This is a genomic window from Brevibacillus brevis NBRC 100599 (assembly GCF_000010165.1).
In the GTDB taxonomy this organism is placed as follows: Bacteria; Bacillota; Bacilli; order Brevibacillales; family Brevibacillaceae; genus Brevibacillus; species Brevibacillus brevis_D.
The window spans coordinates 3,180,726-3,203,427 of the sequence record NC_012491.1 but is presented as its reverse complement, the minus strand read 5'-3'; the positions used below and the strand labels follow the sequence as shown (position 1 = coordinate 3,203,427).

The following is a 22,702-nucleotide window of genomic DNA, read 5'->3' as shown; positions in this document are numbered from 1 at the left end:
CCTCCAGTCGAATTTCTTTTGCTCTACAATTGGCCACGGCTAATGTTGATCAAATCAATGAGAATAGAGAAGCCAGTCTCTGTACGCCCAGCTCCTGCACCGATAAGCGTAATCGGACCTGCCAAATCGCAGTAATAGGTGATCGCGTTTTGCGCCCCTAATACGCCTGCCAACGGGTCGGTTAACGGGATTGCTTCGGGACCAACCTTTGCCATTACATGCTCCCCTTCTTTAACAACTCGTGCGATCAGCTTCCATCTTTTCTTATTTTCTTTTGCCCATTGAATGTCTTGTGGGGTAAGTTTCGAAATTCCTTCACGCGCGATCTCGTCTCTTTGAATATGAGCGTTCATGATCGTGTTTGCCAAAATCGTTACTTTATATTGAGCATCAAAGCCTTCGACATCGTTTCGCGGATCTGCCTCTGCATACCCGAGAGATTGCGCTTCTGCCAAGGCGTCCTCATAGGTCAATCCTTCCTCCATCCTAGTGAGGATATAGTTTGTTGTTCCATTGAGAATTCCGCGAATTTCGGAGATGTCGTTACCTACCAATGAAACGAGTGGCATACGGATGGATGGCGTTCCACTCATAACTGTTCCTTCATAGCACCAGCGAACCCCGTTTTGTTTTGCTACTGTCTCCAACTCTCGGAATGCCAGAGAAACGGGTCCCTTGTTGCTCATCACGATATTTTTCTTACTTTCAAAGGCAGCCTTACAATGATCGATCGCTGGCTGACCTGTTTTAATATCCGTGAACGTCATTTCTACGATCGTATCCGCATTGCTTTCCCTAATCGTTTGAAAGCTGTCCCAGCCTTTGATTAAGCCAGGGGTATCAGGGTAGCCCTGCAAACTGCCCGTTTCGCCCACAATACGTAAAGCCAAAGAGAGATCCAGACCGTCTGGATGATAGAGGGAGCCTTTCATCAGATCAGAAATCGCTACTACTTTCGCCTCGAAACCTACATTTGCGTATAAAGCGTCCGCTTTCGTTTCCAAAATTTCCGCCAATCCTTGTCCTACCACTCCAAAACCGAGTAATGCTACTTTGTGTGTCATTCTGATTCGATCCTCCTACAATGCTGTTTTGTTCATCTGTGAAGCCAAATAGTTCAATGCCTGTTCGAGATCCGAAATCAAATCTTCCGTATCTTCAATCCCAACCGACATACGAACCAATCCTTCAGAAATCCCCAAGGCCATCCTCTCCTCAAGCGTGCATTCCACATGGCTGGTCGTCCTAGCTGGGCCATAAATCGTCTCGACAGCACCCAAATTTCCCGCCCGGTTTCCTAACCGCAAATGAGGCAGAAAAACTTTAATCGCCTCCATTTCACCTTTCAGAACAAAACTAAGAATACCCCCGAATCCACTCATCTGCCGTTTGGCGACCTCATGATTTTTGTGGCTTTCTAATCCCGGATAATAGACAGCCTCCACGCACTCTTGTTTTTGCAGGAATCGGGCAACTTCCATCGCGCTTTTCGCTTGCTGCTCTACCCTGAGCTTTAATGTTTTCATCCCCCGCAAAATGAGGTAGGCGGACCAAGGATCCATCGTTGCTCCATTTATTTCTCTGTAGTGATACACTTTTTCCATCAACTGCTGAGAACCGCAAACGACTCCGCCCAATGCGTCCGCATGCCCGCTTAAAAATTTGGTGGCGCTGTGAATAACGAGATCAACACCGAGTAGAAGCGGATTTTGATTTATAGGGGTCGCAATCGTATTGTCGATAACAACCAATGCCCCGACTGATTTTGCTAGCTTGGCCAAATGCTCGATGTCCACAATTTTCAATGTCGGATTCGTTGGTGATTCCAAATAAAGTAACTGGCAGCCCTTTTGAATTTCTGTTTCAATTTCTTCTTGATTGCCGGTGTTGCACAAAACAACATCAACATTAATATTGGGTAAAAATTCAGTGAAAATTTTGTTCGTACCACCGTACGTATCTTTTATCGAGACCACCCTGTCACCTGGTCGTAAAAATGTATACAAAGTACTGCTGATCGCAGCCATGCCGGATGAAAACGCTATTGCTCGCTCGGCCCCTTCCAGCGTTCTCAGTTTTTCTTCAAAGGCCTGAACAGTTGGGTTGGTCATGCGATTGTATATATGGCCCGGTTTATTCCCGATCGCTACGTCATACCATTCATCCACATCATCATATCCATAAGCTACACTTAACACGACAGGGACTTGTGTAGAACCAAAAACCATAAACTCCTTTTCGCCAGCCCAAACCGTTTTTGTACCCATTAGACTGTTGGAATTATCGATTTTTTTCATTTTTGCCTCCACCTTTGCAGAAATAACTTAACTCATGTAAATAATATACAATATATAATATAATTATTGATGAACACCTCCTATTCAATGATGAACATTCGTGATGTTTTTTGTGTTTAGTATATTGTATATTTTGTATTGTATTATTCGTTTTAAGAAAACACAATAGTCTTACTCTTTTTATTACTCTTTTTATTTATAAAAACGACAAGAGTTGTTACTACTCTTGTCGACTGACCAGTCAAACTTATTTCTATTAAATCATCTCAGGATGCTCAATCTTCCAGTGATGGAATTGGATCAAGTTCGCCAAAGCATCTGAATCTCGTTCTTTAAAATAACGCAAGATCTGTTTATGTTGGTCGTTCATTTGTTTTAAGATGACATAAAGTTTTTCCGAGTCGTTGCTCAAATAGGACTGCCGAATAAAACTGTTTTGCAATGATTCCATCATCGTAATCAGTGTATGGTTGTTGCACTTGTCGATGTACACCTTATGGAAAGCGGTTTGATATTTTTGATAATCATCGTAATTGTTCTCTTGGATCGACACATCAATTTTCCGTATATACTCCTCCATCATGGACATATCACTGTCCGTAATAAACTCCATTGACAACCGTGCAGCCAAGGCATCCAATGAACCAATGACGGCGAATACATCCAACTTTTCTTTCGTATTTAGTTCCTTTACGAGAAAGCCGCGTCTCGGAATATACTCCAGGAGATTATCCGAGGACAACTGGATGAGTGCTTCCCGAACGGGAGTCCTGCTGACCTCCAGCTTTTCACAGATCTCTGCTTCATTAATCTTGTGATTTGGCAGCAATGTTCCATTCTGGATTCGCGAAGCAATATATTTGTATACGTGGTCTTTTAATGAGTCGTATTTGCGAGTAATCATCGTTCACCTCAATCAAAATAATATTTTGTATTTAATATTATGGTAGCATTAGACAATCTTTTGTTCAAGGTGTACCCCCCCTGCTACCTCGAAATGTAAATGTATCCCGGTTGTTTGTCCAGTTGTACGAATGCTTCCAATTGGTTGGCCTGCTGTAAAAAAATTAGAAATACCAATTGATAAATCTCTCCGAGGGTTGGTCTGACTGGTCCGCCACCAATTCTTCCGATCATTTTTAATTCCTTTCTTGAACACTTTTCTCAGGAGTGGCATTTTGATTTAATACCATGGATTTTGAAGTGCAGTTTTGTTTAATTTAATAACACCTTGCGACCAAATGGTTACACGTGCTTTTCGATACAGATTATTTCTTATGCCTTGGGTAAGTTGTATATATTTTCTATGCCTTATACTCTCATGATGATTTCTATTCATCAATCCGATTCAAACTATCCAGTCATCCATACATCCGTATTATTTGAGCATAGTGTTTACTCTTGTAAGGTTTGGGATTTCACCGGAAGCATAGGAAGCAACTGATTCAGGTTTCCCTGGTAGATAAACTCGAATGGATAGGCGTACCTTCTTTAAATAAAGATCCCTATCACGAGGTTCGCCCCTGTATATGGAAACTCTCACTGTCATATTCTTCGGTTTAGGAATTACCCCAGTTAAATAACCATTTACGACTTTAAGACTATTATGAAATTGGTCAGTTATTTTCATGCCGGCTATAATACTGTTGTATTCGATATGCAAAAACTTTAAAATGTGGGCTGCTTCTGCTCGCTGGAACGGGCTTTCTGTTGTTTGCCTTTTCATAAATGTCTTTCGCCCAGTGACCTGGAGGTAATTGGGCCAGAGGTGCCTTTTCTTTCAATTGCATGACGGTAACCAGAGTAGTTAGGAGCTGACTTTGTGTCATTTGAGTTGTAGGTCTAAATGTTCCATCAGGGTACTTCCACATCACTCTCTTTTCAATAACGTATTCAATGTCAGATTTATACTGATGAGTATCAAAATCGGATCGAACTGAGCCTTTTTGGATCAGAGTAGTTCCCATAGCATGGAGAGCTGAAGGGAAAGATATTGTAACCCCTAACATTAATGATGTAACAAGGAATGAGCTAAGTAATCTCTTCATAGCGTTAACCCTCACATATTCTCAGTGATTCAATTGCCTCTAGCAGTGTCTCAACATAAATAACTGGAGCCTTCCTTATGAAGCACATTGATATGGAATAAAATCCCAATTCATTTTGGTGCAGTCGTGGTGTTTAGAAACAATTTAATCCTCCTACATACTTAGAGTTATGAATAAACCAGATTGATCGTAGTAACTGCTTCTATTGCTCAGATCGTTCCAAAAGTTGATTCTCTTCTTGTTTAAATAAGTGGTTAAGTGCTTTCATAACAGAAGAGATGTCTCTTAATTTTTCAATTGTCTTCTGTTGCTCTTGAACGAATAATTCTGCACCTAAATGCGTGATTTGATAGTGAAGGACATTTCGTTTAATAGGATGATCCCACTCACCATGTACCACTCCCGCTCACATAAGGGAATGTAGGATTTCGTACATGTATCCCTTGGCACAGTACCAGGATTAGTCGTATTTTATAATGTCCATCAGCTGCTTACCGGTTAAACGAGCGCCTTTACTTAGCTCACGAATAAAGATTGTCGATACCATCTCTCATACATAGATGAACCGATTAAAGAACTTCTCTTGTTCACGAGTAATATCAATCTGAGTAACTGGTTCATTCCAAGTTTTGCTAGAAGACAATTCGATATCTTAAATACCGCTTGGCACATTTCCTCATGTTCGGACCAGAAGCTTTCGGTTCCCGCTTCTGTGACTGAGTTGACAAATGGTTCTCTCCCATCTGTTATGACTCCACAAGTAAATAAGCTTTTTGGTATTAATTGTCTTCTTCTTTATCCTGAATATATACCATAAGCTTACCCTTGTCATTGTAACCAATAGCACTCACATTGATATAAACAAAGGAGGGTATGTCGGAGTGTCCAAGATTATTTTACAAAGCACCGGAACGGATGTTCCCTACACTCATTGAGCTTGTTGGTGTGATAGCTTTTTAATCTTCTTTTAATTCTCCTGTATTACAGTTAATTTGCTCTCACAACGCAGTGAATGAAAATAAGCAGTGAAAAATCACTGCCTGGAAAGGAACATCTATATGGCACTCAACCAAAACAAATTGAAAATTTTACAGAGCAAGGTACCTGAGGTTACGATTTTCTTCTGGATTATTAAGGTCCTATGCACGACTGTCGGTGAAACATTTGCCGATTTCCTCAATTTTAATCTCGGATTTGGTTTAATGTTTACTACCGCTACTATGGGAATCACGTTTTTCATTGTTTTATTTCTACAATTCCGAGCAACGAAATATATTCCAGGCATTTATTGGGTAACGGTTGTGCTGATCAGCGTGTTTGGGACGTTGGTTACTGATAATTTGACAGACAATGTTGGAGTACCTCTTGAGACCAGTACAGCAGTATTCTCCGTACTGCTAGGGTTAACGTTTCTTTTTTGGTATCGGAGTGAAAAAACACTCTCCATTCACTCGATTTACACGAGGAAACGAGAGGTTTTCTATTGGCTTACCATTCTTTTCACCTTTGCGCTTGGTACAGCTATCGGCGATTTGTTTTCCGAGCAACTCGGTCTCGGTTATCTATACACTGGAATAACCGTCATTTTGATCATCGTTTGTGTACTTTTGGCTTGGAGCTTTTTGAGTCTTGATGGAGTATTAGCGTTTTGGATTGTTTATATTCTTACTCGTCCACTCGGAGCATCAATTGGAGATTATCTATCTCAAGCAAAAAATAATGGCGGGTTAGGTTTGGGGACAACCGTCACAAGTGTCATTTTCCTTATAGCGATTTTAGCGATCATCGTTTTTCTTGCGGTGACAAAATTTGATCGTTTAGCAAAAACGGAAGCAGTAGATACGGAACAAACAAATGGAAGTAAGAAAAATGCGTTGATGCAAACCATAGCCGCACTCTGTATTTTCTTAGCTGTTGGTATAGGCGGTTATGTCGAGTTAAGCAATCATATCGCATCGCAAGCTGCTTCTGCACCAGCGACACTAACCGGACAATTAACCGAATTTATTAAAATTGAAAATGATTTGCTTACCAACGTAAATGCGAATGACTTTGCTTTAGCGAATAAAGGAGCCGACGATCTGGAACACCAATGGGATGTAGCGGAGCCTGTGTTGAGAAAAATCGATGGAACGACATGGACCAAGATTGATGAAACAATTGACATTGCATTGGCAGCTGTACGTTCAGGAACCCCTGATGCCATCCAGTGCCAATCTGTGCTTTCTGATTCGGTACGTGTCTTAAACGAAGCAAATCAATCATCCTCACAAACCGATTCTCCACAAACGACAGCAGCTAGAAAACCGCAAACCGATACGAAACAAGTGTCATTATTTGGGAAATTAACCAATTTTGTTACAATAGAAAACAGGATGCTTACCTATGTTAACGAAAACGACTTTGCTTCAGCGAAAAAAGGAGCCGATGATCTAGAACATCAATGGGATGTAGCGGAGCCTACGCTGAGAAAAATTGATGACCCTGCGTGGACCAAAATCGATGAAACCATTGATGCTGCATTGGCAGCCGTACGTTCAGAAAATCCGGATGCCCGCAAGTGCGCGTCAGCACTTACCGATTCTCTTAGCATCGTAAACGTCGAAAATAAATAAGTATGTAAACGGTCGACTGTTTTCAGTCGACCGTTATTAATTGTCTACTTCGATATTTACTCAGACTCACGATCAGTGGCGGTTCACTGGAATGCGACGTCGAACATGTCCGCGACCACCTTGCTCAAATTGAAAGGGTAAAGAAGGCATATCAAGAGAATCAGTTCGTTCAATAACTCCAGCGGTAGTCTAAGGATAGCATTCATGTGACGAAGAACGTTGTCACGGCAAACGATCATTTTTGCTTGTAGGACTTACCCTCTTTTCTTTTCATAAAAATGATTTATTCTGAGGCCTCCACTCGTTGGTAATGACCGATTGCTTTCAGAACGACGATCAGTCCGTTCCCGAAAGGACCATCAACTCTTAAGTAATTCTCCCAGTCGTAGAAACCGTTCCCCTCGTTCGAAATGCCCTTCAACTTCCCGTGCGATAGATTCATTCTTTCTTAACAAAAGCCTGAACGATGCTTGATCCTTTAGATACATCTATTCCTACGACTTGATCCTTTACACACTCTTCTGTAATCACTTGCTGACTTAAAATACGAAAAAGCTATTGTACCCGCAGAATATTTGTTTGAATTTTTAGGTGACCAAAAATATCTTCTTAGATTACAGGAAAGGCACCCGTTGGGGTGCCTTTCATTGTTTCGTTATAGTTCGTGGCGGTGTAGGACGCGATGTAATTTTTGGTCGATTGAGTTTCACTATCGACTATTGGTGATGAAGAGAATGGAACAATGTGCCGTTCACTGAATAAAACGCCGACATTTAATGTTCAACAGATGGCGAAATATTCGAAGATATTTTTTTACGTGTTGCGTACTCAACAAGAATGCAGATTACAAGAATGGCCAATAAAATGGCAGATGCAATTTCTGTCCCATTCTCTAATCCAAGCCCACCTTTTTCATGGGGTTTAATTAAGTAGTCTCCAAATGTTGCTCCAAAAGGACGTGTCAATACAAATGCTAACCAGAATAAAAGAACTCGACTAATTTTAGTTAGAAAATACGCGAGTACGACGACTAAAATTAGCCCTCCTGTTATCATCGCACCTTGAGCAATGGTGAGCCCCAACCCTTGCTCAAGGAAGCTTCCTCCGCCAGCCAACTTACCGACTCCTTCAGCCTGGTGCGATAAAAAATCTCCAGCTGCCGTACCTAACGTGTTCGAAATTAAAATGGCAATCCAATAAAGCACTTCAACTCGTTTGGTTGCAATACTCTTAACATTTAGTGTTGGCTCTGTGAAATACCAAAAAAGAAAAATAATAATCAGCAAACTGATTAGTAGTAAAGAACCCTTCATATATCCTAACCCTAATGAGCGATCCATATAATCGGAAAATGCCGTGCCCGCTAAGCTTGTGGATGTTATTACAGTCCAATAAACGGGTGCAACATATTTCTTGACTAACAATTGTATGGTTAAAAAGACTACAAAAACACCAATGAAAAAGAGAAACGGGATCAAGTAGTTATCTTCTGCTCCAGGAACCGTAACTAAATCACTACCCGTTTCTCCCAAGGTTGTCGCAGCAATCTTCATAATCCAGAACAGAAGTGTTAATTGAGGAATCTTACTAATTGATGAATGTAACACGTTTTTAGCAGTTGTCATTCTATTTAATCTCCTATCTATGAAAAAGTGAATGTGACGATTACCATCTCAATTCCTTTGTGATCACCTCTCTTTAAACGGTCATGTAGACAGACTACTATCTTTCAATTAAAAACAAATGAAAATCCCCATACCTTGTTTATCTCTACATTCACAGAGTCTTATAGTCGGGAAATCCGGTAATTGCCTCCCGCCGCAGATGCAACTCAAAAATCATTACACATGGCGAGAGCAGCTTTTTGGTATCTGCGTGCACGAGATCGATAGTTTCGCCAACCGTCTCATCCAACTAAAGCGTTCCCCTACGTTAGCAAAAACAAAAATCTAGCTGTAGGGTCTTTCAATCGTTATGCTCTTCAAAGATCGTGAAGAACCTTCTCAAGCATTACGGGAAAATACACTGATGATGATTTCAAAAGTAAAGAAGACGCCCACATGTTCTCACTGCGAGGGCGTCTTCTTTACTTTTGTATTCTTCGGGAATTTCGCAACAGAAACGTCAACACCACCAGCACATGTCCGCAGGCGACGTGTTCGTTTCATGCTAAGTTCCTTTCGTAGCAGATGACTTTTTTCTTCCAGGAAACCACCAGATTTTGAAAGCCACATGAAAAATACCGTAAAAGAGACGTAGAAACATCTCCCACAGTTTCTTACTTTATCGGTAGAATAACTGTGAAGGTGCTGCCAACGCCAGGCACGCTTTCGACGTGTATGGTCCCCCGGTGAGCATCGATAATCCATTTGGCGATCGCAAGGCCCAACCCTGTCCCCCCTGATTGTCGGGACCGATTTTTATCTGCACGATAAAACCGGTGAAAAATTTGCGAAAGATCGGCGGACTCAATCCCGATCCCTGTATCTTTCACCATGATGCATAACTTGGGCTTGTAGTCGACCATCGTTGTCTTGACGGTGAGCGTGATTTCTCCTTGTTCTGGAGTGTATTTCACCGCATTGTCCAGCAAAATATATAGCAGCTGCTTGATCCTTTCCTGATCTGCATGCAGCATGATCGAGTCCTGCCCGTGCAAATTCAGTCGGACTTGCTGTGATTCGGCGAACCCTTGAATCGAACGGATTACTTGTCCTGCCATTACAGAAAAATCAAAGGTTTCCATCGAAATTTCCTGCACCCCGGAATCGGTACGCGCGAGCAGCAACAGATCGCCCACCATTTTTGCCGCGCTCTTCGCTTCTTTTTGCAAGTCTCGCAAGAGCTCATGCGAGAATGCGGAAAGCTTGTCGCCATCCTCCATCCCAATTAGCTCGAGTCCAGAATTCAAAATGCTAATCGGCGTTCTTAGCTCATGGGACGCATCCGCCAAAAAATCATTCTGCAATTCGTAGGATCGCAAAATCGGCTTCATGGCACGCCTCGTCAAAAACTGGCCAGTGACGATAGCCACCCCTAAAAAGAGCACGGACATCCCAAGCAACACGACCAAAAGCCCTTGGAACATGCTCCACAAATACGAAACGTCTTTTCCATAGTAAACTGTGCCTATCAATTGGCCATCATGATAAACATTTTGAGCAGCTATCAAAAGGTGCAACTCGGACTTCGTCTGGTTTACGATTGTCTTGTATTTGATTTCAACGATATTCGGTTTCCACCTTTTTGCATATCCGATGATTGCTTCCCGCATGTCAGGCGCAAATTCGTCCACCACCAGCAGTTCTCCGTTTTCTTTCAAGAAATAATTGAAATACATTCCTTGATTGGCTGAATTAGCATTATCAGGTTTCGTCTCACCCGGTGCAACCGTTTGGGATTCCTCTACTTCTTGCTGAGTAAGCGTTTTTAGTTCCAGTTTTTGTTCGTTATAAAATATAGAAAAGAGCAAACTAAACGTACCGATTATAAACAGCAAAAGGAAGACCATCAACATCCCGCTATTGATGATAGTCAACCGTTTTCTTGTGCCTCGAAAAAGTTCTCTGTTATGATTTTTCAATGACGTACCCTACCCCCCTGATACTTCGGATCAGCGGTTTTTGACTGGGTGCATCGATTTTTTTTCGCAGCAACGTAATGTAGACATCAACCGAATTACTTGCAACTTCCATTTCGCCCCCCCAAATACGATCGAGGATCAAGTCACGGGTCAGCACCGTTCCCTGATTGCGCACCAATAGATCGAGTAAGGCAAATTCCTTTCCTGTCAATTGGATTTCCTCGCCATCGCGTGTGATGGATTGCTTGGACCGATTCATCCTGATTCCGTTCACCTCGATGATGTCCTCCTGGATCGGGGCAAAATTCCGGCGTGACAGCGCACGCAAACGGGCAAGCAACTCATCCGACTCAAACGGCTTGACTAAATAATCGTCGGCCCCCGCATCGAGTCCTTCGATTCGTTCCTCCAGCGTATCCTTTGCGGTTAGCATTAGAATCGCACCTGAATACCCTTGTTCGCGCAATTCTTTACATAAGGTGACTCCGTCTTTTTGCGGCATCATCCAATCCAAGACAAGCACATCGTAATAGGAGTCGATGATCAGGTTATAGGCTTCTTGGCCATTCGTTACCCACTTGACGTCATGTCCGCCCTTTTCCTTCAGCATATGGGCGATGATTTTGCCAAGAAGAAGCTGATCTTCCGCAAGTAAAACTCTCATATTTGAACCTCCATTTCGATCCATTTCGCATGCAAGGAATGACCTAGTAGAAAAAGGTCACTATACATATCTTGAGCACTCTCCACCTTTTTTAGCCTATCGAAATGCTAGGAGAATGCAAAAGGATTTATCGCGGATCGATCCACAATAAAACTATACATGTGAAAAATTAAAAGTGAATTAAAAAAAGAGCTTGTCCACGATTCCGTTGTACCCCCTTCATAAACTGCATGATTGAGATTCTAACTGAGGGAGTCAGTTAAGTGTATTTGATGGGCATTGGCGCTACCCCAGATATTTGTTATCCTACTAGTTTCATAAAATCCTTCCTATGCCCTTTTCAATGTCTTCGTATGATATTTCTAAAACTTCCCTACCGATAAGCGGGATAGGAAAGTGATGAAATTCTTGGATGTAAGGAAACATGTACAAGGCATCCTTTCTGTTTATTGCACAATAGAAATGCCTAATATTGCAGCGTAAAAATGCTCATGACACACACACAAAAGGCACTTGTCAGCATCACTACTTCCTCCTACCGTTAGGTTTGCGACTTAGCGAAGGGAGAATGGAAAGGATGCTGAAAATGTCTCAACAACACTATATCAAGTTTTTACGCGAAGTAGAAGGATGCTCGGTAAAAGAGATTGCAGCACGCGTGAGTGTTCACTGGCGGACTGCCAAAAAATATGCTGGCAAGTGCTTAGGCAATTTTGGCTGCAAAACTGAGCATTTTCTACTTGCAAAACACATCAGTCTAAAACATTGAGTACTAACAATTATTTAGATGTTCGTTGAAAATAGTGTAATAGACTGGAGTTGTTGACTCTATGTAGTTCTTGAATAAAAAAATCTCCAGACTCAGAAAAATTAGTTTTAGACCCACATGCCGCTTACGCGGCACGTGGGTCTAAAATAGTGCTTATGCGTTTTAGGACTTCAAATTTTCACCTCGTTATAATCCTGAAATTTAGATAGTAAATGATGATTATTGCATTATTAAGCACGTGTAGGGGATACCGAAAAATAAATAAGCACAGCAGATTCTAGTAGCTATCCGTTGTGCTTGTTTAACTAGCGAACCAGTTAGCGGAAGATCCTGATTAATCAACGTATTCTAATACTGTAATGTCTCATTGATTTTGGTATACCTTTTAACTCATGTACCCCGCTATATATTAAATGCCTAATCCTATACTCTAAGAAGAAATCAGCAATAACTCATCCATCTGTTTCAATATTTCTCCAATCACCCTTGCAGTCAACAAAAACTCTTTGTTTCCTTGTTCTTGATGTAACTTTTCAACTGTTTCTAGAATTAGTGTATCAAAATGATGTTCCGGTACTCCTTTTATTTCATTATGCTCGTTAATTCCATAATTCTTATTTCTCCAGCCCAAAATGAAGTAAGGCACAATCGTAAGAATTGAACCAAGAATAAAACCTGAGAAAAGTTTGTTTTGGTCAATTGCTTCTCCAGTTATTAAGACAAAACCGTACCTAGTAATAAGATATAGTAAGAAATACATAACTAAATATGGAAAGACTATATAAATCGGAAGAGATATCAGCTTTCCCATACCCTGCTTATTATGTTTTCTCCACCCCTAAGATGATTTCAAAGCTATTCATTTATAACAGAATATAGCACTCAAAGGAGGCTACGAAAAAGTAGCCTCTTAATTGTTTGTCCACCAGGTTAATTTGAATCCTCGTACTTCCAATATAAACCATATGGAAGCTTATTGTCTGTAGCTATTTCAACTGATAGTATCTCGTTATTCTTCTTAAGTAATTCTTGCAGTGAGGATGCCCTTGCAACACCTTCAATTTCAATTATTCCCTTAAAATCGTAACCAGAACCGTCTTGGATTGAATCTAATACTTCTTGGGTCACCTTATAAGAACCTATAGTAATACGTTCCCCTTCAGAGTTAATTCCTCTAGCTTAAGACTTATAAACAACTGAAATCCGTCTGTTTTTTTCTTCCTCCACAAATTCATTGATAAGACTTTCATAAACTAGTGTTCCCTTTTCTATCTAAAGCTACCGTTTTTTTGCCTTTATTAGGTCGTTTCTGTTCTTCTGAAATTTTGTTTTGGCTGCTCCTGTTAATATTTTGGTTTGTTGCTTCTCCGTTGCTATTCTCTGCATCAGCTTGGGCGTTTCGCTCTAAATCAACATGACTTGAAGTAATTGTGTTGTTCTTCAATGAATGTCCCCCTCCAAAGAACTAGAGTTAATTTTACTGAGCATACGAATCTTCAGGAAATTCATTCGGTCTTTTAGGTAAGTAGTTTAAACTTACACAATTTATGCGTAATCAAGGTTTGGCTTATTGATTATTAGTGCTCTTCAGGAACCACCTCTGTAAAAACTTGAATTAATTGTCCAAGCATTTCAGTCAATCCAACATTACGCAGATGGTACACAACAGCATACACACCGATAGAGAAGACAACTACTGTATCCTTGATAATAAAAGCTCCCAATTGGGGCTTATCCACTTTGTTGTAAACTAAAAGTAGTATTAAACGTTTTAGCAAATTCTCTTACTTCTTCAAGGGAATGCAATTGAGTTTTGATTGGAAGGATATTTAAAACATCATCTCGATAATCTCTCCGTTTTTTCGGGTGTGAGCTAACTCTAGAATCAAGGATACTCACTATACCTTTATCCGTCTCTGAACGTATCAAACGTCGACTCCTTGTCTTAGTTTTACAAGCATTTCTGGTATTAATACATCATTTGTTGGATTATTAGTCAGGCTGCATTTGTAGTTGACAATAGGATCAGGAACAGGAAATGGTACCCCCTTATGATGTTTACGATCTGCTCCCGATCAAACACATCTGTAATAACAGCTTTGCTCCTAATTTTTCGATCGCCTGTCCTTGTTCCTCTCGACGAGTCATTCCGATCACTTCGTGACCTGCTTGTATTATTGTCGGAAGTAAAAAGCGTCCAACAACACCACTTGCTCCAGCAACCCTGAAGCCCCACTGTCAGGTGACTTGTTCTCTCATGCTGAGATTCTCACTTGGCTCTCTTTCTTCTGAGGTTTCTTCAGTTTTGGTCTGATTTCGTTTCTTGAGCTCCCGCGTAATTAGCAAGATCAAGAAAACAAAAATAACGGCTAACATTAGAAGAAACACCCCAAGCTCTTCCCAATAGTACATCATGTTTCCGCCACGAAGACCCATTCCACGGAAGATTTTGAAGTACCATGTTGCCGGGATCAGATTGCTCATGATTTGGATGGGCTGTGGAAAGAGGATTATGGGGGAAAGCACACCAGATAACAAGAACGCAGGCGAGATCAGTATCTGAGCCCTCCCAGCAGCACTAAGCGGATGCTTGGCAGTCCAGCCTATCAACATTCCAAGCCATGCGCTCACTAAACAAAATAATCCAAGGGGTACTATATATTCCAATGGGCTTGCAACAAAACGCATGCCCCCGATTTGTTTAAGCGCTGCTAACGTAAAAATCATGGCTATCATGTAGACGATCGTGTAAGGCACAACTCTCAACAATAAACCGATTGGCTGCTTCAACTCATCTGCCAGCCTACCTTCCACCCGTAAACGTGGAACGATGGTGAGGGTTTGTCCATAAATGATTCCTAAAGAAATAATGGTGATATAACCGATGCCTATAAAATTCAGATTATCGTTCGTCGGATTAAATAGGAGCCGCTGCTGAAGCGCAAGGTTGGAAATCGTAGCCGAGATCTGATCATCGGCCAATCCCAACGCTTTCAATTTCCCTACTGTTGGAGCCGTGCTATTCTCAATTGAGATGATTTCCGTCATAGCCGAGCGTAAATTTCCTGTAGCAGATGGGACCGAATAATCTACCAGAAAGCCAATGTTGGACTGCTTGCCCTGGTAACGGTTCTGCTCCAATCCGTGCGGGAGATAGAGCACCGCTATGTACTTTTCATTGGAGAGAAGCACCTCAGGATCAACATCCTGGTGAAGAATTGTCTTTACATCAATATATTGGGAAGCGTTTACCCTGTTAATCAGTTGTTGGCTGTATAAACTATTATCCTCGTCTATGATCGCTATGGGTGTCTTGACAATTTGATTGTTGCTAAATACATACCCAAAGAAAACCGAAAGAATTAGAGGGGTAAGGATTGCTTTTCGAACAAATTTGCCGCTTAGCATCAAATTCCATTCTTCAAGAAAAGCCCTCACTTTATATTCACCTCAATGGTCATTCCCGGGAGAATGTTTTTTGTACGTTCAGGATATACGCGGATCTGAAAGGTATTCAGATCGGATTGACCTTTTTCTCTGCTCATTCGGAGACTCGCAAACTGGGGCGCGGCCGTAATAAATTTAATCATCCCGGTTATATCCTGATCAGTCGATACCAAGTGACCAGCAACGGATTGACCAACCTTGAACTTCGCAGCCTGGGTCTCATCCACATAAAAGTCGTAGTATATCTGGTTCGTCTCTAACAAGATAACTGGAACACCAGCGGAAACGTTCTCACCCGTTTTGGGGATTACTTTGACAATCTTTCCATCATGAGGCGCACGAAGAGTCAGACGATCTTTTTGAACGCGAAGCGACTCCAGTTGAATTTGCAAGGCTTCTCTTGATTTGATTAACAAGTCGATTCCCATTGCGCTGTTTTGTAATTCCGCTTTAGACTGTGCGACCACTTCCAAACCCAGCATTGCTTTTTCCGTCGCCTGGCGTGCCAGATCTTTATCTTGTTGTTGTGCACCTCTACTCATTTGGCGATATGTTTCATCCTGTTGCTTCAATGAATTTTTCGCACTGGTTACTTGAAGGTAAGCCGTATCCAAGGATGCTTTTGGAACCGCACCGCTTTCATATAATGAGTGAATCCGATCATAATTGGTCTGAGCGTTTTTCAAGGATTCACTTGCCGTATCAACAGCCAGGCGCTGCTTTTCCAGTTCTTCCTTTCTGGTTCCTTCTAAAATTTTGCTTTCAGCCGTTTGAGCACTCCGAATCCCAAGAGACGCTTGACTCTCTTGGGTTTCTATCTTCTGTTCACCAATTCGAATGGAATCCTGCATCTGTTTGATCCTGATATCTGTCGATTGAATGTCTGATGTTACTTTGGCAATTTGCAGGTTGACGTCAGTGGGATCTAACTGAAGCATTACGTCCCCTCTTTTTACTTCCATCTCTTCCTGTACACCAACATTTGTTACCTTTCCACCCACCTGTTGGAACGAAACATTAATTTGTTCAGCGGTTATAATACTGCCTTTTTGCTGCATGGCGAGTGAAACAGCATCTTTTCCGCCTAGTAGAAGCCCAAATCCACCTAAAGCTGCTATCACTATTAAAATAACGATGGTTGCTATATTTTTTTTCATCGTGGTTTCTCTCCCAAATTATTACTATTTGTGCAATACTGTTCTCACTTTGCCAAGAAGAAATCTTTGTGTCGGTTTTCCAAATCCGTCAATCGCTTTATACCATCTTTGGTAAACCGCATTTCGACATAAGTGAATCATTTATCGCTTTCCTGCACGTTTCGGCGACAAGCTGATCTTTATTCGCAAAGTGAGCGTAAAATCCGCCATGCGTTAAGCCTGACCCTTCATAATTTGCGGCACGCTCACCTCTTTAATGCCTTTCTTGCGGAATGCATCTGCAGCACTTCCCACGATTTTTTCACGAACTTTCATTTTGTGTGTTTGGGTATAAGACATGCCTATCACTCCCGTAAAACATGTGTCCTAAAATATGATAAACATCATATTTTAGCCGTCAAATAGGAACAGAAAATGACGGAAATAGCTGAAAGTGGAGTGGATGTGGCTGGATGCAACGCCGCCACATAGCCTTCGGGATCTGATCCAATAACCAAAGTGGCCGATGGTTTAAGCAACGTACATCTGGAGAACTGACCACAGACCCTTGTCGTAGAAGACCGTTTTCTGCTCCGCTTCAAGTACTGCTTGTTTTCTGTACTCCGCCTGGCTGACGGCATATTTCCCTTTTACGGTAAGAAGCAGGCCTCCTGCAACAAATAAGATTGCGATACCAAAATATAAACCTATTTTAAGCTTCATTGTCCCGTTCTACCTATCTTGATTGTCCCTAGACTGTATTTTGTTTATTTTCTTGTGTTTTTTTGCTGCGTTGCCGGCAGCCTCCATGATCACTTCTCCCATGGTGGGATGGGGATGGATAGTCATCGCCAAATCCTCCACGGTTGCTCCCATCTCAATCGCCAATGCAAGCTCTGAAATGAGAGTTGACGCCTCTGCCCCAACGATTTGCGCGCCCATGACGATGCCTGACACCGGATCGGCTACCACTTTGACAAACCCTACTGCCGCTTTCAGCGCCAACGCTCTGCCGTTTATCGAAAATGAAGATTTCCCAACGACAACCGGAACCGCTTTTGCCTTGCACTCCGTTTCGGTTAACCCGACGCTCGCCAACTCCGGCTCGGAAAAAACGACAAGCGGAATCGCTTTGTAATCGACGGCAGAAGGCTCGCCCGCAATGGCTTCCGCCGCAACCTTGGCTTCATAAGAAGCCTTATGGGCAAGTCCAGGTCCGTTTGCAATATCGCCTATTGCGAAAATATGCGGAATCGCCGTTCTGCATTGTTCGTCTGTTTCTAGCAATCCTCTGCTCGTTGTCGGCAATCCGATACGGTTCAGCCCCAAGCTCCCGTCCGTATTCGGTTTTCTTCCGACAGTCACTAACGCATATTCAGTGCGAACAAGATGCTCTTCATCGTTTTTTAAATAGTGGAGGGTAAGCCCTTCCGTATCCTGTTCAGCTTTAACGGCTTTCGCCCCCGTAATGATGGTTACGCCGTCTGTGTTCAATTGCCTTCCTACAAGAGCTGTAAGGTCCGCCTCAAACCCGGGCAGCACTTGTTCTCCTCCCTCGAGAATCGTCACCTTGGTGCCGAATTTGGCAAACATTTGTCCCAGCTCCACGCCAATATATCCCCCGCCTATAACGACCAGACTGGCAGGAAGTTGAGAAAGCGACAGCGCTTCTGTGGAAGACAAAATACGATCGCCGAATGGCAAAGCCTGCAACTCTATCGGACGAGAACCCGTTGCCAATATTGCGTATTTAAATGAAATCAATTGTTCCGTTTCCGGTCCTTTCATCACAACTGTATGCTGGTCAATAAAGCTTGCCTCCCCCTCGAGAATCGTTACTCCAGCACTTCTTAACAAGTAATGCACTCCACCGGACTGTTTGTTTACGACCGCTTGTTTGAACGCTTGAGCCTCCTCAAAGGATACCGAGGCGACCGCATGATTCCATTGACTGTGCAAATTGTAGCGGTGTGCTTCCGCTATCAACGATTTGGAAGGAATACAGCCTATATTCGTGCACACTCCGCCAATTTGACCGCGTTCGACAACGACCGTCGTCATTCCAAACTGCGCCGAACGCACCGCAGCCGCATAACCACCAGGACCTGAGCCAATGACCAAAGTGTCTATCCGTTTAAGCTCGCTCATCTCCCTTGCGCCTCCCTAAATAAAATATGATGATCGTAATATATTATTATCATCATATTTTTAAGCGGTCAATAGTTCCCTAGAAATTGACGTGTTAAATTATGACGACTATAATATTTTTAAATATGAATTTAGATGTGAAGAGGTGACTGCAATGCCCTATCCTGAAGGCCATAAGATCAAAGTTCGGGGCCGTATCATCGAAAGTGCCGCCAAAGCGTTTCGTACAAATGGAATACGCGACATCAGCGTTCCGTTCATTATGAAAGGAGTCGGTCTGACCCATGGGGGATTCTATTCACACTTTGACAATAAAGAACAACTAGTCTCGGAAACGTGCCAATATGCCATAAGCGATACGATATCACTTTTGCAGAAAGCAGCTGAGAAGGAGGAGGGAAAACCTAAGATCGATACGGTTATCGATTATTATTTAAGCACATATCATCGTGATCAAACTGAGGTGGGTTGCATTCTCCCCGCTCTTTCCAGTGAGATATCCAGATCATCCGAAGAGGTGCGGCAAGTCTTCACCCGCGAACTGCAACGGATGATTGATTTTATTTCCACTCTGGCACAAATCAATAAATCCACTGGGAGTGCAGTTCTTAGCATGATGGTTGGAACGCTTGTGCTAGCTCGGTCGGTTAATGATTCTAAGCTTAGCGACAGCCTCCTGGAAACGGGCAAACAGCAGGCTAAAGGGATAATAAAGACCAATCAATAAAAATAGCCGACACGGCTGCTTTTGGATCATTCACCAAGCAAGTAAATGGGATGTCTATCCGATTTCCTCTACTACAAATATTGTGGTCGTGCATTTCCGGACTCAAAGTTAACCTAGAAAATAACTTGTGTTCTCTAATACTTAATAGCCGGCATAACTACTCAAATACAAAAAGAAAGAGGAACTGTCTGACGCCCACATGTTAACAAAAGTACTATACAGCGAATTAGATCGATCAACTAGCTGCAATAGTTTATACACTTCAACATCTGTTACAGAAGCAGGGATTTGTGAAAGTAAGTTTATATTATTGAATGAATCCTCTCTAAGATCTGATTCTTATCCGTTATTAATAAGCTTGCGTATTAATAACGGATGATGAATAAGCCCTGCCATCAGAACGTGATAATGTTGACCGGGCCCAGGAAGTTAGCAAAGAAAAAACGCTGCTTCAACGGCAGCGTTTCTCTATTAACGTCTTTGAAATCCTTGTTTCTCCACAAATTCCTTCATAAACATTCTAGTAGGTTTGGACAGCATTGCTGCCATTTGGCCTGTCCAAGTATCGCTTCTCTCTCCGCCAGTCCGCTGCAAGTAGTACTCTTGAATCGTTTTGTTGTATTCTAACAGTTGTGCCTGTAGCTCCTTTTTATCTTCATTGTATCCCTCTTCATGATAGACATGTTCAAAGGGGAGCCGCGGTTTCTTACTTGATTCATGCAAGGGATAACCAACAGTCATAGCGAACAGCGGAATGACCCGCTTGGGGATCGAAAGCACCTGTGCCACTTCTTCCACATTATTACGCAAGCCCCCAATATAACAAATACCAAGTCCCATTGACTCGGATGCAATTGCAGCATTTTGGGCTGCCAGTGCCGCATCGATTACAGCCACCATATATTTCTCTGCACTTTCAAGAGAAGCTGTAATATCTGCTCCTTCCATTTCTGCTAGGAGCTCATGGCGAAACAAATCCGCGCAAAAAATGAAAAGGTGTCCGTTTGTTTCCACATATGGCTGATTCCCTGCTAGTTCAGCAAGTCTTCTCTTCTTTTCTTTCTCTTTCACGCCAATGATTGAATAGGCCTGAATATAGCTCGAGGTAGAGGCAGCCTGTGCACAATCTATAATCGTACGGATTTGTTGGTCAGTGAGCGGGCGATCTTCGAACTTTCGGATCGAGCGATGGTGTAACAACGTCTTGATCGTTTCATTCATTTGGCATCCCTCTTTTTAATAATCAATAATGGTACCAAGTCTAAATACCTCCTGATCTTCTGTCAATGAACAGGTATGGTGAAAACTGTAAGTTACGTCCGTCAATTCGTGAAAAGGCATTTGGTATAACCAGCTGCTTTTAAAAACCGACTACCCTTGTGTTTGGAATGTTGAACTATCGAACCGGTTAGCACAATCATGCATTTGTATCAAGCATCGCTGGTATATTTATTTCTTTCACACAAGACGCCTTGGAAAGGTTCATGACGCATTTAACCAACGAAACGATATCTTGAAGGGGAATCTGTGTGCCATTATAAGCCGATAATACTTTCTCTATTCCGTCTTCATAGGGAATTTGGGTAGCAATTTCACCTGGATTTATACATGTTACACCTATTCCATACTTCTTTACATGTTCCCGTAAAGAATTGCAAATACCACGCAATCCGAATTTTGAAGCTACAAATGAAACTTGTGTAAATTCATTATTTTCAAGACCTGCCGTAGATCCGATTAAGATGATTTTTGCGTTATCTGATTTTTTTAGATTCGGTAACAGCTTTTGGATGCAAGTAATTGCGGATGTTAGATTTACATGAATAATTTTAGCAATTTCGTCCGGATCATCTTTCTCAAAATCATATCCATCCCTAAATCCTTTGCTCTCCCAGATCCCAACATTATATATTAATACGTCTATAGTAACGCCATTTATTGTCTTCGCAATCCTATTGCTTACATCGGATAACGATAGGTCAGCTTCTATCCAATATCTATGGACACCATCGTTAAGCTTCAAACTCTCTGGACGACTTCTGGAAACCATCCATACGTTATCACCCGTATCAGGCAATTCTTTGACGAATGCCTCACCTAATCCTTTACTCGCTCCGAAGACAATAAAGTTTTTCATATTTTCCTCCCATGCGGTTTTTTCCATTATTCTAATTGCATTTTTCTACTTTGTAAATAATTATGTTTAGTTATTTGCAAAGATAGGTTCATGCTACCGATTTTGGGAGGATTTTCGTTATCCTGCTCGTTAGTTTAACGGCACCAGTAAAATCGGAACAAAAATCTTTGGAGTCAGCTATCGCTAAGCTTTCAGACAAAGAGTTTGACTCATTAATTCACAATTTGGTAATGGCTAACAAGCGGGATGATAAAGAACTGAAAGAAAAATTAAAACCAATTGGAGTAGAATTTGAAACATAGAAAAAACTCCTCTAACGTTGGAAATACATGTTATACAACAGCAAGAGATGGAAGTAAACGTTTAGAAGGAGTGTACATATTTAATGCCCACGATTATAAATTGGGCAATACTGGTGGTGCATCGTTTACACTTACTCCAACCACGACAGAGAAAACTTGGCAAGTCTGGGCTGATGGTGCATTACATTCGGTAATCCAAGTGCTTTTTTAACTTAAGAAAGGAAGAAAACACCTTATGAAGAGATTTTCCATAATATTCGGTTTATCCCTCATTTTGGCTTCATGCAGCACAACATCATCGGAGCATACGCAGAATCAATTCGAAATTACTTTGACCGATGTATTCAAACATCAACACTCCTCCTCGGTCTATCAGTTTGAACTTATTACGAAAGAACTCTCCAATGTAAGAGACAAAGAGAGGTTAGCTTATCTTTCAGGAATGATTGATAGCTATTTGATTCCGAACCCCCTTTTCCTACCATCCATTATTTTTACCAATGGAGAAACAAAACAGATTATAGCCGATGAACAATTACAATCCGAAATCGTAATCTTGTACCAGAATAAAAAAGAATATCTTAAAAAAATTCAGTCATTAGTAAATGAGAATAGCCTCAAGGATATCCAAGGTAAACAAGATGAACTCAAGAGACTAAGTCAACTTATGGAGAGAATAAATGATGATCGGCTTTTCAGTAAAGATAAGCAAAAGGTTGATTCATATAAGAAAGATCTAGAAACTGTTATTCAGGCATTCCCCAAATAAAAAATAATATATCCGTTGCCCGAATCCGAAGGTAAAACATGATTTTAGAAGTGCTCAGTT

At 41.7% G+C, this 22,702-nt stretch carries 24 protein-coding genes; 4 read left to right on the top strand and 20 right to left on the bottom strand.

Features of this window, described 5'->3' with window-relative positions; translation table 11 throughout:
• Positions 1–23: 23 nt before the first annotated feature.
• The 4 genes from BBR47_RS15290 to BBR47_RS15275 form a co-directional block, all read right to left on the bottom strand.
• Entirely contained in the window at positions 24–1,064 is a 1,041-nt protein-coding gene (locus BBR47_RS15290) for a homoserine dehydrogenase (RefSeq protein WP_015891314.1), read from the bottom strand.
• A 15-nt stretch (positions 1,065–1,079) separates the two neighbouring features.
• Positions 1,080–2,297, bottom strand: a complete 1,218-nt coding sequence (locus tag BBR47_RS15285; RefSeq protein ID WP_015891313.1) for a cystathionine gamma-synthase family protein — start codon at positions 2,295–2,297, stop codon at positions 1,080–1,082.
• 256 nt (positions 2,298–2,553) lie between these two features.
• Positions 2,554–3,201 (bottom strand): GntR family transcriptional regulator, encoded by a 648-nt coding sequence (locus tag BBR47_RS15280; protein ID WP_015891312.1) that lies wholly within the window; start codon positions 3,199–3,201, stop codon positions 2,554–2,556.
• Between the two features lie 712 nt (positions 3,202–3,913).
• A complete protein-coding gene (locus tag BBR47_RS15275) occupies positions 3,914–4,345 on the bottom strand; it encodes an S-layer homology domain-containing protein (RefSeq protein ID WP_041749450.1) in 432 nt (143 codons plus the stop codon).
• Positions 4,346–5,403: 1,058 nt separating this feature from the next.
• Here BBR47_RS15275 and BBR47_RS15270 point away from each other — a divergent pair.
• Positions 5,404–6,960 carry a COG4705 family protein gene (locus BBR47_RS15270; RefSeq protein WP_041749449.1) on the top strand — a complete coding sequence of 519 codons (1,557 nt, stop codon included), beginning with the start codon at positions 5,404–5,406 and terminating at the stop codon, positions 6,958–6,960.
• A gap of 773 nt (positions 6,961–7,733) precedes the next feature.
• Here the strand turns inward: BBR47_RS15270 and BBR47_RS15265 are convergent.
• From BBR47_RS15265 to BBR47_RS15255, 3 genes are all read right to left on the bottom strand, one after another.
• Positions 7,734–8,585 (bottom strand): COG4705 family protein, encoded by an 852-nt coding sequence (locus tag BBR47_RS15265; protein WP_015891307.1) that lies wholly within the window; start codon positions 8,583–8,585, stop codon positions 7,734–7,736.
• A 653-nt stretch (positions 8,586–9,238) separates the two neighbouring features.
• Positions 9,239–10,498: a sensor histidine kinase gene (locus BBR47_RS15260; RefSeq protein WP_231850478.1), complete on the bottom strand. Its 1,260-nt coding sequence runs from the start codon at positions 10,496–10,498 to the stop codon at positions 9,239–9,241.
• A 31-nt stretch (positions 10,499–10,529) separates the two neighbouring features.
• On the bottom strand, positions 10,530–11,207 hold the full coding sequence (locus BBR47_RS15255) for a response regulator transcription factor (protein ID WP_015891304.1): 678 nt from the start codon (positions 11,205–11,207) through the stop codon (positions 10,530–10,532).
• A 577-nt stretch (positions 11,208–11,784) separates the two neighbouring features.
• On the opposite strand from BBR47_RS15255, the gene BBR47_RS15250 reads away from it, so the two are divergent.
• Positions 11,785–11,976 (top strand): hypothetical protein, encoded by a 192-nt coding sequence (locus BBR47_RS15250; protein ID WP_041749448.1) that lies wholly within the window; start codon positions 11,785–11,787, stop codon positions 11,974–11,976.
• A 338-nt stretch (positions 11,977–12,314) separates the two neighbouring features.
• On the opposite strand, the gene BBR47_RS31995 is transcribed toward BBR47_RS15250, so the two are convergent.
• The 11 genes from BBR47_RS31995 to lpdA form a co-directional block, all read right to left on the bottom strand.
• Positions 12,315–12,386 carry a hypothetical protein gene (locus tag BBR47_RS31995; protein ID WP_418921768.1) on the bottom strand — a complete coding sequence of 24 codons (72 nt, stop codon included), beginning with the start codon at positions 12,384–12,386 and terminating at the stop codon, positions 12,315–12,317.
• Between the two features lie 20 nt (positions 12,387–12,406).
• Positions 12,407–12,787, bottom strand: coding sequence for a DUF3658 domain-containing protein (locus tag BBR47_RS15245; RefSeq protein ID WP_015891302.1), 381 nt, complete (start codon positions 12,785–12,787; stop codon positions 12,407–12,409).
• Between the two features lie 119 nt (positions 12,788–12,906).
• The gene (locus tag BBR47_RS15240; protein WP_041749447.1) at positions 12,907–13,104 is read right to left on the bottom strand and encodes a hypothetical protein; all 198 of its coding nucleotides are present in this window, start codon (positions 13,102–13,104) and stop codon (positions 12,907–12,909) included.
• Positions 13,105–13,222: 118 nt separating this feature from the next.
• Entirely contained in the window at positions 13,223–13,420 is a 198-nt protein-coding gene (locus BBR47_RS15235; RefSeq protein ID WP_041749446.1) for a hypothetical protein, read from the bottom strand.
• Between the two features lie 133 nt (positions 13,421–13,553).
• Entirely contained in the window at positions 13,554–13,754 is a 201-nt protein-coding gene (locus BBR47_RS31990) for an ArsB/NhaD family transporter (RefSeq protein ID WP_015891301.1), read from the bottom strand.
• A gap of 280 nt (positions 13,755–14,034) precedes the next feature.
• Positions 14,035–14,151 (bottom strand): hypothetical protein, encoded by a 117-nt coding sequence (locus BBR47_RS31985; protein WP_418921767.1) that lies wholly within the window; start codon positions 14,149–14,151, stop codon positions 14,035–14,037.
• Positions 14,152–14,214: 63 nt separating this feature from the next.
• Positions 14,215–15,384, bottom strand: a complete 1,170-nt coding sequence (locus tag BBR47_RS15230) for an ABC transporter permease (RefSeq protein WP_015891299.1) — start codon at positions 15,382–15,384, stop codon at positions 14,215–14,217.
• 26 nt (positions 15,385–15,410) lie between these two features.
• Entirely contained in the window at positions 15,411–16,580 is a 1,170-nt protein-coding gene (locus BBR47_RS15225) for an HlyD family secretion protein (protein WP_015891298.1), read from the bottom strand.
• A 213-nt stretch (positions 16,581–16,793) separates the two neighbouring features.
• Positions 16,794–16,919 carry a hypothetical protein gene (locus BBR47_RS31980; RefSeq protein WP_015891297.1) on the bottom strand — a complete coding sequence of 42 codons (126 nt, stop codon included), beginning with the start codon at positions 16,917–16,919 and terminating at the stop codon, positions 16,794–16,796.
• A 171-nt stretch (positions 16,920–17,090) separates the two neighbouring features.
• Positions 17,091–17,282, bottom strand: coding sequence for a hypothetical protein (locus tag BBR47_RS15215; protein WP_041749444.1), 192 nt, complete (start codon positions 17,280–17,282; stop codon positions 17,091–17,093).
• Between the two features lie 9 nt (positions 17,283–17,291).
• A complete protein-coding gene (lpdA, locus tag BBR47_RS15210) occupies positions 17,292–18,707 on the bottom strand; it encodes a dihydrolipoyl dehydrogenase (protein WP_015891296.1) in 1,416 nt (471 codons plus the stop codon).
• A gap of 154 nt (positions 18,708–18,861) precedes the next feature.
• On the opposite strand from lpdA, the gene BBR47_RS15205 reads away from it, so the two are divergent.
• A complete protein-coding gene (locus tag BBR47_RS15205; RefSeq protein WP_015891295.1) occupies positions 18,862–19,434 on the top strand; it encodes a TetR/AcrR family transcriptional regulator in 573 nt (190 codons plus the stop codon).
• A 471-nt stretch (positions 19,435–19,905) separates the two neighbouring features.
• Here BBR47_RS15205 and nfsA read toward each other — a convergent pair whose 3' ends face one another.
• Positions 19,906–20,655 carry an oxygen-insensitive NADPH nitroreductase gene (nfsA, locus tag BBR47_RS15200; RefSeq protein WP_015891294.1) on the bottom strand — a complete coding sequence of 250 codons (750 nt, stop codon included), beginning with the start codon at positions 20,653–20,655 and terminating at the stop codon, positions 19,906–19,908.
• A 196-nt stretch (positions 20,656–20,851) separates the two neighbouring features.
• Positions 20,852–21,571: an SDR family NAD(P)-dependent oxidoreductase gene (locus BBR47_RS15195; protein ID WP_015891293.1), complete on the bottom strand. Its 720-nt coding sequence runs from the start codon at positions 21,569–21,571 to the stop codon at positions 20,852–20,854.
• A gap of 537 nt (positions 21,572–22,108) precedes the next feature.
• Between BBR47_RS15195 and BBR47_RS15190 the strand changes: the two genes are divergently transcribed.
• Positions 22,109–22,642 carry a hypothetical protein gene (locus BBR47_RS15190; protein ID WP_041749443.1) on the top strand — a complete coding sequence of 178 codons (534 nt, stop codon included), beginning with the start codon at positions 22,109–22,111 and terminating at the stop codon, positions 22,640–22,642.
• The last annotated feature ends 60 nt before the right edge of the window (positions 22,643–22,702 follow it).

Excerpts from the sequence above, each read along its gene's own strand:
- BBR47_RS15190 (WP_041749443.1), top strand. The coding sequence starts at position 22,109 with ATGAAGAGATTTTCCATAATATTCGGTTTATCCCTCATTTTGGCTTCA.
- BBR47_RS15275 (WP_041749450.1), bottom strand. The coding sequence starts at position 4,345 with ATGAAGAGATTACTTAGCTCATTCCTTGTTACATCATTAATGTTAGGG.
- BBR47_RS15270 (WP_041749449.1), top strand. The coding sequence starts at position 5,404 with ATGGCACTCAACCAAAACAAATTGAAAATTTTACAGAGCAAGGTACCT.
- BBR47_RS15230 (WP_015891299.1), bottom strand. The coding sequence starts at position 15,384 with ATGCTAAGCGGCAAATTTGTTCGAAAAGCAATCCTTACCCCTCTAATT.
- BBR47_RS15225 (WP_015891298.1), bottom strand. The coding sequence starts at position 16,580 with ATGAAAAAAAATATAGCAACCATCGTTATTTTAATAGTGATAGCAGCT.
- BBR47_RS15285 (WP_015891313.1), bottom strand. The coding sequence starts at position 2,297 with ATGAAAAAAATCGATAATTCCAACAGTCTAATGGGTACAAAAACGGTT.
- BBR47_RS15265 (WP_015891307.1), bottom strand. The coding sequence starts at position 8,585 with ATGACAACTGCTAAAAACGTGTTACATTCATCAATTAGTAAGATTCCT.
- BBR47_RS15245 (WP_015891302.1), bottom strand. The coding sequence starts at position 12,787 with ATGGGAAAGCTGATATCTCTTCCGATTTATATAGTCTTTCCATATTTA.
- BBR47_RS15290 (WP_015891314.1), bottom strand. The coding sequence starts at position 1,064 with ATGACACACAAAGTAGCATTACTCGGTTTTGGAGTGGTAGGACAAGGA.
- BBR47_RS15250 (WP_041749448.1), top strand. The coding sequence starts at position 11,785 with ATGCTGAAAATGTCTCAACAACACTATATCAAGTTTTTACGCGAAGTA.
- lpdA (WP_015891296.1), bottom strand. The coding sequence starts at position 18,707 with ATGAGCGAGCTTAAACGGATAGACACTTTGGTCATTGGCTCAGGTCCT.
- BBR47_RS15255 (WP_015891304.1), bottom strand. The coding sequence starts at position 11,207 with ATGAGAGTTTTACTTGCGGAAGATCAGCTTCTTCTTGGCAAAATCATC.
- nfsA (WP_015891294.1), bottom strand. The coding sequence starts at position 20,655 with ATGAATGAAACGATCAAGACGTTGTTACACCATCGCTCGATCCGAAAG.
- BBR47_RS31980 (WP_015891297.1), bottom strand. The coding sequence starts at position 16,919 with ATGTCTTATACCCAAACACACAAAATGAAAGTTCGTGAAAAAATCGTG.
- BBR47_RS15195 (WP_015891293.1), bottom strand. The coding sequence starts at position 21,571 with ATGAAAAACTTTATTGTCTTCGGAGCGAGTAAAGGATTAGGTGAGGCA.
- BBR47_RS15280 (WP_015891312.1), bottom strand. The coding sequence starts at position 3,201 with ATGATTACTCGCAAATACGACTCATTAAAAGACCACGTATACAAATAT.
- BBR47_RS15205 (WP_015891295.1), top strand. The coding sequence starts at position 18,862 with ATGCCCTATCCTGAAGGCCATAAGATCAAAGTTCGGGGCCGTATCATC.
- BBR47_RS15215 (WP_041749444.1), bottom strand. The coding sequence starts at position 17,282 with ATGAAGCTTAAAATAGGTTTATATTTTGGTATCGCAATCTTATTTGTT.